Below are 10,085 nucleotides of genomic sequence, written 5' to 3'. Positions count from 1 at the left end.
ACGACCTACGACCTACGACCTACGACCTACGACCTACGACCTACGACCTACCACCTCAGTTGTTGCTGTACGACGTCCACCCTTCCCACCACTGCGTGCCGGCCGGAGCTGCCGCGCCACGGTAGCTCGTGCCGGTGATGAAGGCGCCGGCGCGGGTGAGCAGGTCACCGGTGAAGGTGGTCACGCCACCGGTGCGCGGGGCGACGGCAGCCGCCAGCGACCAGTCGAAGTCGGCGACCGCGGTCGGGGTGGCCGGGAGCTTCGTGAACAGCGAGACGGCGGTGGTGGCACCCTGGAAGTCGACGTCGGCCACGTTGCCGGCGTAGGTCTGCTGGCCGGCCTGGAAGGCCACCGGCGACTCGGCGACGAACACGCCCTTGAACGAGAGCAGGCCGTTCGTTTCGCGCGTCTTCGACGCGGCGTCACGATAGCCGATCGCGGCAGCGGGCCAGCGAGCGAAGATGCCGTTGACGTAGTGCCCGCCCGTTCCGCGACGGAGCACGGCGCCATACCCGCCCGAGGCGCCGACGACGCCCGGCCCGGTGCCGACCAGCGTGAAGTTGGCGACCACCGGGACCGTGAACGGCGTGGTGTCGAAGCCGTTGTCGCAGCCCGAGCCGTTGCAGCCGTCGTTCTCGATGCCCTGCGGATCCGAGGAGACGTTGCCGGCGCCAGCGCGCGGGACCAGCACCTTGCTCTGGAAGCCGACCAGGTACTGCAGGCGACCCACAAAGCCTTCAGACATGTCGAAGTGGTCGTCGCCGGCCTGGTACGACACCAGGTACTTCGCGTCGAGCGCCCCACCGAAGATCTCGAAGTGGTCATCGAGGCCGTTCAACGCCTCGAGGTGGTCGATGACCGTAGCGCTGCCGACCGCCGCGAGCGTGAAGGAATTGAGCTCGGCATCCTGCGCGGGACCGAAGCCGGCGTACTCGACGCGCACGTAGCTCAGGCGGCCGCTGTTGTCGCCGTTGTTGTTGCCGCCCGAATAGGGAACCAGGGCATTGTCGACCGACGTGCCGGTCCCTTCGATGTTCACGACGCCCGAGCGGTTGATGACGCCGTTGCCGACGATGACCAGGCCGCCCCAGTCGCCGGACTGGCGCGTGCCGGCCGTCTGCGACGAGGTGAAGACGATCGGATCGGCCGCGGTGCCGTTGGCCACGATCCGGGCGCCACGCAGCACGAAGAGCGACGAGCCGACGGTGGCGAAGTCACCCTCGATGCGGGTGCCGGCCTCGATCGTCAGCGTGGCGCCGTTGGCGACCTTCCGGAAGCCCTTCAGCCGGTAGACGTTCGCGGGGGTCCACGTGGTGTTGGTGGTGATGTCGGCGGTGACTTCGATGGCACCGACGCCAGCCGTCGTTGCCGTCGCTTCGGTCGAGTAGGCCGAGGTGCCTGCGGCGCGCACCGCCGCGAGGCGATAGCGATACTGCGTGCCGAGGGTCAGCCCGGCGTCATCGTACTGGGTGGCGGTGGCGGCCGGCGACGTGATCGTCGCGAAGGCGCCGGCCGCGCCGGTGGCGCGCTGCAGAACGAACGACGTGGCGGCCGTCGCCGGCGCGGTCCACGTCACGCGGATGGTGGTCTGGCCCGTCGCCGCCGCGGCCAACCCGGTCGGGGCATCATTGGCCGGCGGTGTCACCGGGTCCTCGGAGCAGGCGCCAAGCAGGGCGAGCGTCAGGAGCATCGCCGCGCGGGTGGTCGAAGCAAAGCCAGGCATCATCGTGGTCCTCGTGGTGGGTGGTGCAAGACGGCAAAACGCCGACATCCGAAGGGAAGAAACCCCTGGGGTGTCGGCGTTTGGTCGTGATCGGGTCACAACGTCGTCACAATCCACAGAATCGATCATCGATCATCGATGATCGATCATCGATTACTGCTTCCAGCTGAACCCCACGCTGACCGTCCGCCCGCCGCGGTACCGCTCGCGGATCACGTCGCCCTGCAGGATCTGGTACGGCGCATCCAGCAGGTTGCGGGCATCGACGCGGGCGGCGACGCCGGCGAGGAGCGGGAAGCGGAGCGAGAGGTCGAGCACGTTGCGCGACTGTTCCACCACGTCCGGCAGCGGCTGCTCGCCGGCCTCGGTGATCCGGGCGCCGACGCGATTGAAGAGCAGGGTGGCAGAGGCCGGCGCGGTCGGGTGCGTCCAGGTGAGACCGCCGTTGAGCACGTACGGCGCCTGGCCCACCATCTTGCGCGACGCGCTCGTGATCGAGCCCGAGGTCGGGTCGATCTCGATGGTCGACTTCATCACCGTGGCGTTCGCGGCGATCGAGAAAGTCTTGAGCGCCGAGCTCAGCCCGGCCAGCTCCTTCCGGAGCTCGATTTCCGCGCCATAGTTGTTGGCGGACTTGGCGTTGACGTAGGTGATGATGCGCGTCCCGGACGTGCCCTGATAGATCCGCTCGATCGGGCGTTCGAACCGCTTCGCGAAGACGCCGAGCGACAGGATCTCGCCGCGGCTCGGGTAGAGCTCCCAGCGGAGGTCGTAGTTCTGGATCAACGCCCGGGTGAGGTTCGGATTGCCCTTGACGTTGTCCGCCCCGATCACTTCACGGAACAGCACCGGCGAGAGCTCACGGTACTCGGGACGTGAGAGCGTCTGCGTCGCCGAGAGGCGGACCGAGGCCCGTTCCGACAACCGGAGGTTCATCGCCAGCGACGGAAGCACGTCGGTGAAGGACGGCGTGGCCAGCGACGGCTCGCCGGCCGACGACAGCGACGAGACCTCGACCTCGGAGTGTTCCACGCGGGCGCCACCGATCAGCTCGAGCGAACCGGAGAGCGGCCAGGTGACCATGGCGTAGCCGGCCCCAAGCCGGTCGCTGGCGGTGTACGAACCGCCGGCGGCGAGCGGGACGATGCGCAGCGTCTGCTGGTCGCCGGCCGTGAAGCGGCCATCGAACAGCTCTTCGGCGGGCAACGCGAGGTCGGCGGCGCCCAGCGCACGCGCGAGCGAGAGCGAGTAGGAGGTGTTCACCGCGTCGCGGTCGGTCGTGCGGTAGAGCCCGCCCACCTTGAGCGAGCGCCCGACCGACGCGGCACCAAGCGACAGGCGCCAGTTCACGTTGGCTTCGAGCGAGTTCTCCTTGAGGTCGGCGAAGGTCCGGACGGCCGCCTCGTTGGAGAAGCCGAACCACTGCGGCGCACCGCCGCCCTCGGGCAGCGAGTACACGATTTCCGAACGATCCGGCTCGCGGCGGGTCACACCCGACGCCGTGACGCCCCACTCGATCTGCTGGCCCCGACCAATGTCGTGCGTCAGCGCCAGCTGCGTCGAACGGACGTTCCGCTCGACGTACCGGAGTCGCTGGATCTGCAGGTCCTGCGACAGGTTCTCCGAGCGGCCCGTCTCCAGGCGCCCTTCGTTGTCCATCGTGCGGTTGTACGTGTTGTTCAGGGCGACCTTGCTGCGGCTGCCGATCGTCGTGCTGAGGTTCGCGATCCCGCCCCAGAGCACGCTGTTGCGGCCCAGATCGCCGTCGTAGCGGTCGAGTTCCTCGGCCGTGCCGGCGCCGGACACCTGCGCGAGCGCGCGGCGTGACCCGGCCCGCGTCTCCTGCGAGAAGGAGTAGGTCCCCGAGAGGAGGTAGCTCACTCCGGTCCCACCCGTCGGCAGGTTGCCCCCGAGCGTCATGCCGAAGCCGGCATTCGGCGCCCCGGTCCGCGACGTCGGCGACCAGACATTGCGCAGCTGGCCGATCAGCGCGTTGGCCTGGGAGGCCGGCAGCTGCTGCGTGAAGTCGGTGCTCGACACCGCGCTCGGCAGGCGGCGTGCCGCCCCACCCAACGCCAGCCAGTCGCGGCCGGTCGACGGGGCGAAACGGCCGGACTGCCCGGTGATCGCGTCATTGGCGCCGGTCGTGATCGAGAAGGCGGTGAACCGCTTCCCCGAGAATTCCTTCGTCTTGATGTTCACCAGCGCGCCGGAGAAGTCGCCCGGCTGATCGGGGGTGAAGGTCTTCGAGGTGGTGATCCCCTCGAGCAGCGACGACGGGAAGAGGTCGAGCGGCACGACCTTCTTCTCCGGCTCCGGCGACGGGATGCGGGCGCCGTTGAGCGAGGCCTGCGTGTAGCGATCGCCAAGGCCGCGGACGAAGACGTACTTGCCGTCCTGGACCGTGGCGCCACTGACGCGCTGCACCGCCGCGGCCGCGTCGCCGTCGGGGGAGCGGGCGATCTGCTCGGAGGAGATCGCGTTCACGATCCCGACCGCGCTACGCTGTTCGTCGAGCGCCGCCGAGACGGAGCCGCGCTCGGCGGCAGCCGTCACCGTGATCTCGGTCAGCTGGACCGCCTGCGCCGAGAGGGTGATGTCGAGGGTCGTGACGCCGCCGTCGGTGACCGCCACCTCCGTGATGGTCTTCGGGGCGTAGCCGATGTTGGTGATCCGGAGGGAGACGGTCCCGACCGCGACGTTGGTCAGCGAGTAGCGACCGTCCACCGCGCTCTGCGCCATCCGGGGCGTGCCCACGATGGCGATGCGCGCGCCGCCGAGCGGGATGTTGCCGTCGGCGTCGACAATCCGGCCGACAATCCGTCCGGTGCCCTGGGCCGCGAGGCCCGCCGGCAAGAGAAGGGAGAGTACCAGGCCCAGCCGTCGCGCGAATCCTGCCGTCATGAAGTCCGTCCCAAGGTCCGTGTGGTCCCGGGGATGTGTCCGCTCGTCGGCGCACCTCCCCCCACAGCACGACAAAGGTCGCCGAAACGCGTGACGGTTCGGTCACGGTTTCGGCAACGATTGTGTCACAGAGTGCGCCCGCCACCCCTGGACGTGCCAAGGGGGTCACGGCCGGGTCACGACTCGCTGTGGCGGGGGGTCCTGAACGTGCTGGTGTGGGCGGATGGGGCGTTGGGCTTGACCCGGATCGACTTGGCCGGGATTCCCACGTGGACGTGGTAGGGGCGGACGTCCTTGGTGGCGAGCGCATTGGCGCCGACCATCCCGTTCTCTCCGACGCGCACGCCGGCGAGCACCGTGGCGTGGTAGGTGATCCGGACGTCGTCCTCGAGCACCGTCTGGAGCGTCGTGACGTCCTTCTGTTCCACGATGCTGTGGGTATGCGAGTAGATGTTGGCGTAATCCGAGATCGACACCCGATTGCCCAGCACGATGCCACCACGATCATCGAGCAGGACGTGCCGATGGACCACCACGTCGTCGCCCACTTCCATGCCGTAGCCGAAGGAGAACTCCACGTGCTGGAAGCACTTGAAGCGCTCGCCGACGCGCGCGAAGATGTGCGGAGCCAGCAGCCGCCGGAACTCGATGCCCAAGTCGACATGCTGCCCGCCGAGCGGCAGCCGATCGAAGGAGTACCAGAGCCAGAGCAACGGCTTGACCCGGGCAAAGCGCGCCTCGTCGATCTCGGCGTAGTACTCCGGCTCGAGGGTGACGTGCCGCGGATCGAGCGACTCGAGCGCAATGCGGGCGGTGAGGGGCAGGGCGGGGTCGGCGAGCCGTTCCGCGAGCGTCCCCTGGCCCGGGTAGCTCAGCCCGTAGAGCGTCTCGGCGGTGATGGCGGACCAGTCGGCGCCGGGCGCGGTGAGGGCGTGCTGAAGATCCGCGAGCCAGGCGTCGCGGTGCTGTCGGATCGCCTCGGGCACGCTGACGCGCCGAAGTGGACGCAACGTCATGGGACTCGGCGGCCCGTGTCCGGGGCCGCCGCGGCACGACCGACGATGCGGGCGCGTTCCGCGTTCAGCCGTTGCAGCTTCCGCTCCCATTCCGTGCTGCTGGCGCTCAGGTAGCTCACCGTGAACGGCTCGAGCACCGGCAAGGGGCGCTCATAGACGATGATCGCCGTGGCCTGCCCGCGCGCGTCGAGCTGCTGATTCGAGAAGCCGGGTGAGAGCGGCAGCACGCCGACCGGTCGATAGAGCTGGTTCCGCCCCATCACGGTCAGCAACTGCGGGTCGAACCGGGTATTCGGCGCCAGCCCGAAGAACGTGACCAGGGCGAGCCCGGGTTGCCGGAGGCCGCGTGCCGCGCCGAGCGAATCGAGCCGCTTCTGCTCGCCCGCCACGAGATTGGTCAGCGCGCGGTAGCCGTCCGGTGACAGGAGTCGCAGCAACCCTTCCTCGAGCGGGACGATCCGGATGTCGAGCGACCCGGTGCCGAGGCGAAGGGTGATCACGTCCTGATTGAGGCGACCGAAGCCGGCCGGGATGAGGCTGGCCGAATCGGGCAGCGTCTTGGTCTGGGCCGTGAGCACCGGCGCGCCCAGGAGGCCGAACGCCACTGCGAAGCGGAGGGCACGACGCCGGATCACGCCGCAGGCTCCGGCGTGATCGGCTCCATTGCTGCCGCGAGGAGCGAGGCGCCCAATTCGGCGATCCCCAAGCCAGTCTCGGCGCTCACGACCTGCACCTGGTCGAGCGGAAAGCCGATCGCGTCGGCCCGTTCCGCCGCGGCCTTGGCGCGCCCCGAGCGGGTCAGCTTGTCGGCCTTGGTCAGCACTGCCAGCACCGCACAGCCGGAGTCCGTCAGCAGGGTGTGGAAGTCGCCGTCGTCCTTCGAGGGCTTGTGGCGGATGTCGAGCAGCCAGACCACCCCCGTGAGGGTGGTACGCTTCCGCAGGAAGCTCTCGAGCAGCTTTCGGTAGGCGAGCCGCGTCCCCTTGTCGGCCTGGGCAAAGCCGTAGCCCGGGAGGTCGATCAGGTAGAGCGACGGCAGCTGATAGATGTTGAGCAGCTGCGTCTTGCCGGGCGTCTGCGACACGCGCGCCAGGCTGCGCCGTCCGACGAGGGCATTGAGCAACGACGACTTGCCGACATTGGAGCGGCCAATCATCGCGAATTCGGGCAGGACCGGATCGAGGCGATGCATCGGATCCGGGAAGGAGCCGAGGAACTCGATCGGGAGCCGGGCGAGTGGCGAGACCTCGGCCGGCACCGCGGCGGCGCTCACGCCTCCTTCTTCTGGCGCGCCCGCTCGGTGATGACGAGCGGCGAGACACCGTTCACGATCGACTCCGGGGTAATGATCACCTCGCGCACGTCATGCCGCGACGGCAGGTCAAACATGATGTCGGTCATTACGGACTCCAGGATGGCGCGGAGGCCGCGGGCACCGGTCTGCCGCGTGAGTGCCTTGCGGGCGACTTCGCGGAGTGCCTCGGGATCGAAGGTGAGGCCGACGCCTTCCAGCTCGAAGATCCGCTGGTACTGCTTCGTCAGCGCGTTCTTCGGCTCGGTGAGAATGCGCACCAGGGCCTCCTCGTCGAGCGCCTCGAGCGGCACCAGCACCGGGAGGCGGCCCACCAGCTCGGGGATGATCCCGTAGCGCAGCAGGTCGTCCGGTTCCACCGCGGCATAGCCCTCGAGTGGCACGACCGGCCCGCCGATCGCCGGCGTCTCCGCTTCCTGGGCGAAGCCGATCCGCTGCCGTCCGAGTCGGGCCTCGATGATCTTGTCGAGCCCGTCGAAGGCACCGCCACAGATGAACAGGATGTCCTTGGTGTTGATCTGGATGTATTCCTGCTGCGGATGCTTGCGGCCACCCTGCGGCGGCACGCTCGCCACGGTCCCCTCGAGGATCTTCAGCAGCGCCTGCTGCACGCCCTCGCCGGAGACGTCGCGCGTGATGCTCGGGTTCTCCGACTTGCGCGCGATCTTGTCGATCTCGTCGATGTAGACGATGCCGCGCTCGCACTCGGCGACGTTGAAGTCGCCGGCCTGCAGCAGCCGCACGAGGATGTTCTCGACGTCCTCGCCGACGTAGCCGGCCTCGGTCAGCGTGGTGGCGTCGGCGATGGTGAAGGGGACGTCGAGGATGCGCGCCAGCGTCTGCGCCAGCAGCGTCTTGCCGGTGCCGGTCGAGCCGAGCACCAGGATGTTCGACTTCTCGAGCTCGACGTCACCGGCCTCGCGCGGGCCAGCCGTGATGCGGCGATAGTGATTGTAGACCGACACCGACAACGACCGCTTGGCGCGTTCCTGCCCCACCACGTACTGGTCCAGGGTCGCCTTGATCTCCTGCGGCGTGGGGACCGTGCGCTGTCCGTCGGTGGTCTCGCGCTCCTCGTCCTCCGCCAGGATCTCGTTGCAGAGCGTGATGCACTCATTGCAGATGTACACGGACGGTCCGGAGATGAACTTCCGGACGGAGTCCTTGCTCTTGCCGCAGAAACTGCAGCGGAGATGCTTGTCGTTGGACACCGGCGACTCCTTCTCAGCCCTTGGGCTGTGGCGATTCCACCTTGCGCGGGGTCAGGATGGTGTCGACCAGGCCGTACTCGACGGCCTCCTCCGCGCTCATGAAGCGATCCCGCTCCATGTCCTTCTCGATCCGCTCGAGCGGCTGCCCGGTGTGCTTCGCGTACAACTCGTTCATCCGGCCGCGGAGGTAGAGAATCTCGCGGGCCTGGATCTCGATGTCGGCCGCGGTCCCCTGCGTCCCGCCCGAGGGCTGGTGGATCATGATCCGCGCGTGCGGCAACGCCGCCCGCTTCCCCTTGGTCCCGGCGGCCAGGAGGAACGACCCCATCGAGGCGGCCATCCCCATGCAGATCGTGTTGATCGGTGCCCGCAGGTGCTGCATCGTGTCGTAGATCGCCATGCCGCTGGAGACAATCCCGCCCGGCGAATTCAGGTAGAGGTAGATGTCCTTCTCGGGGTTGTCGGCCTCGAGGAAGAGCAGCTGCGCGATGATGATGTTCGCGACGTCGTCGTTGATCCCGGCGCCGAGGAAGACGATCCGGTCCATCAGCAGACGGGAGAAGATGTCGTAGGTCCGCTCGCCGCGAGCGGACTTCTCGATAATGTACGGCGGATAGATCGCGCTGTGGGTCACGCCGCGCTCTCGGTAACGGTGGACTGGCCCAGGAGCCAGCTGAAGGTCTTTTCCTCGGTCAGGGAGCGCTCCAGCTCGCCCAGGCGGTTGGCCTGCTGCAACGAGGCGTAAAGCTTCCCCGGTTCGACCCCCCGGGCCCCGGCCAGTTCGGCCACCCGGGCGTCGAGGTCCTGCTCGGTCGCGTGCAGGTTCTGGGCCGTGGCCACCGCATCCAGCACCAATTCCCGGCGCACCTGCGACTCGGCGATCGGGTGGAACGACTGGGCGAAGGTCTCGAACTGCTCCTTGGGGATCTGGTACCCCTCGGCGTAGGCGTGCAGGAGGCGGTGGACCAGGTTCTCCGGGGCCGGGACGTTATTGGCCTCGACGATCTTCTGGACCAACTGCTCCCGGACGGCCTGATCGGCGTTCCGGGTCGCCTCGGCGGCCACGTCCTCGCGGACCTGCGCGGTCAGGGCGGCGGCCGACTCGAATTCCCCGACTTCCCGGGCAAAGGCGTCATCCAGGGGCGGCAGGAGCTGCGACTTGACCTCGTGCAGGGTCACCCGGATCCGACGGCTCTGGCCGCGGCGGGTGGTATCGGGGTGGTCCTCCGGAAAGCGAACATCGCCCTCCGACGTCTCACCCGGCTTGAGGGTGAGGATCCGCTCTTCGAGCTCGGGGATCGCCTGTCCCTGGCCAATCACCAGCGAGTAGGGCGCTCCTTCGACCGGCTCCTTCCCCTCTTCGATCGTCGTCACGCTCACGGAGACGAGGTGGCCCGGCGCCGGTTGCACGCCCTCCAGCGGCGTCCAGGTGGCCTTCTGCTCGCGCAGGCGGTCCAGCTGCTCCTCGACCATCTCATCGGTCACGGCGACGGCAGGACGGCTGATCGCGAAGCCCCCGACGGTGGCCAGGGCCAACTCCGGACGGATCTCGACCAGGATTTCGAAGGTCAACGGCTGGTCGGGCTCGAAGGTGACCTTGCGGATCTGCGGGTCGGCCGTCGGCTTGAGGTCGCCTTCCTTGAGAATCAACTCCCATCCCTGGCGGAGCGAGTCTTCCAGCACCCAGCGCTTGATCTCCTGGTCGAACTTCTTCCGGACCACCGCCTCGGGGGCGTGGCCCTTCCGGAAGCCCGGAAGCCGGATCTGGCGGGCATATTCGCGGACGGCGCGGCGCTCGGCATCGGCCAGGCGTTCCACGGGGACGGTCACCTCGACGGTCTTGGAGGCGACATCTTCGGCGGCAATTCGGTAGGTGATTTCGGTCATAGCCCGGAAAGTTACCCGCCGCGTGGCCGGGG

The 10,085-nt window shown here is 68.3% G+C and carries 8 protein-coding genes; all 8 read right to left on the bottom strand.

Annotated elements, in window-relative coordinates:
* Window positions 1-55: 55 nt before the first annotated feature.
* Entirely contained in the window at window positions 56-1,726 is a 1,671-nt protein-coding gene (locus IPG05_05810; protein ID MBK6494599.1) for a fibronectin type III domain-containing protein, read from the bottom strand.
* Window positions 1,727-1,876: 150 nt separating this feature from the next.
* Window positions 1,877-4,627, bottom strand: coding sequence for a TonB-dependent receptor (locus IPG05_05805; protein MBK6494598.1), 2,751 nt, complete (start codon window positions 4,625-4,627; stop codon window positions 1,877-1,879).
* Window positions 4,628-4,803: 176 nt separating this feature from the next.
* On the bottom strand, window positions 4,804-5,643 hold the full coding sequence (locus IPG05_05800; protein ID MBK6494597.1) for an acyltransferase: 840 nt from the start codon (window positions 5,641-5,643) through the stop codon (window positions 4,804-4,806).
* Window positions 5,640-6,278, bottom strand: coding sequence for a hypothetical protein (locus IPG05_05795; GenBank protein MBK6494596.1), 639 nt, complete (start codon window positions 6,276-6,278; stop codon window positions 5,640-5,642). Before IPG05_05795 ends, IPG05_05800 begins: the two co-directional genes overlap by 4 nt.
* Complete coding sequence (ysxC, locus tag IPG05_05790) at window positions 6,275-6,916, bottom strand: ribosome biogenesis GTP-binding protein YsxC (GenBank protein MBK6494595.1); 642 nt, start codon at window positions 6,914-6,916, stop codon at window positions 6,275-6,277. The genes IPG05_05795 and ysxC overlap by 4 nt, the downstream gene beginning before the upstream one ends.
* Entirely contained in the window at window positions 6,913-8,166 is a 1,254-nt protein-coding gene (clpX, locus tag IPG05_05785; protein MBK6494594.1) for an ATP-dependent Clp protease ATP-binding subunit ClpX, read from the bottom strand. Before clpX ends, ysxC begins: the two co-directional genes overlap by 4 nt.
* A 13-nt stretch (window positions 8,167-8,179) precedes the next feature.
* A complete protein-coding gene (clpP, locus tag IPG05_05780; GenBank protein ID MBK6494593.1) occupies window positions 8,180-8,785 on the bottom strand; it encodes an ATP-dependent Clp endopeptidase proteolytic subunit ClpP in 606 nt (201 codons plus the stop codon).
* Between the two features lie 11 nt (window positions 8,786-8,796).
* Complete coding sequence (tig, locus tag IPG05_05775) at window positions 8,797-10,053, bottom strand: trigger factor (GenBank protein ID MBK6494592.1); 1,257 nt, start codon at window positions 10,051-10,053, stop codon at window positions 8,797-8,799.
* Window positions 10,054-10,085 lie beyond the last annotated feature (32 nt).

This window comes from Gemmatimonadota bacterium (assembly GCA_016704275.1).
Lineage (GTDB): Bacteria > Gemmatimonadota > Gemmatimonadetes > Gemmatimonadales > GWC2-71-9 > Palsa-1233.
The sequence above is the reverse complement of the archived record's forward strand: the minus strand, read 5'-3'. Positions and strand labels throughout refer to the sequence as shown.

What these genes read in the sequence shown, in the direction of transcription:
- IPG05_05800 (MBK6494597.1), bottom strand. Translation starts at nt 5,643, where the DNA reads ATGACGTTGCGTCCACTTCGGCGCGTCAGCGTGCCCGAGGCGATCCGA.
- IPG05_05805 (MBK6494598.1), bottom strand. Translation starts at nt 4,627, where the DNA reads ATGACGGCAGGATTCGCGCGACGGCTGGGCCTGGTACTCTCCCTTCTC.
- IPG05_05810 (MBK6494599.1), bottom strand. Translation starts at nt 1,726, where the DNA reads ATGATGCCTGGCTTTGCTTCGACCACCCGCGCGGCGATGCTCCTGACG.
- tig (MBK6494592.1), bottom strand. Translation starts at nt 10,053, where the DNA reads ATGACCGAAATCACCTACCGAATTGCCGCCGAAGATGTCGCCTCCAAG.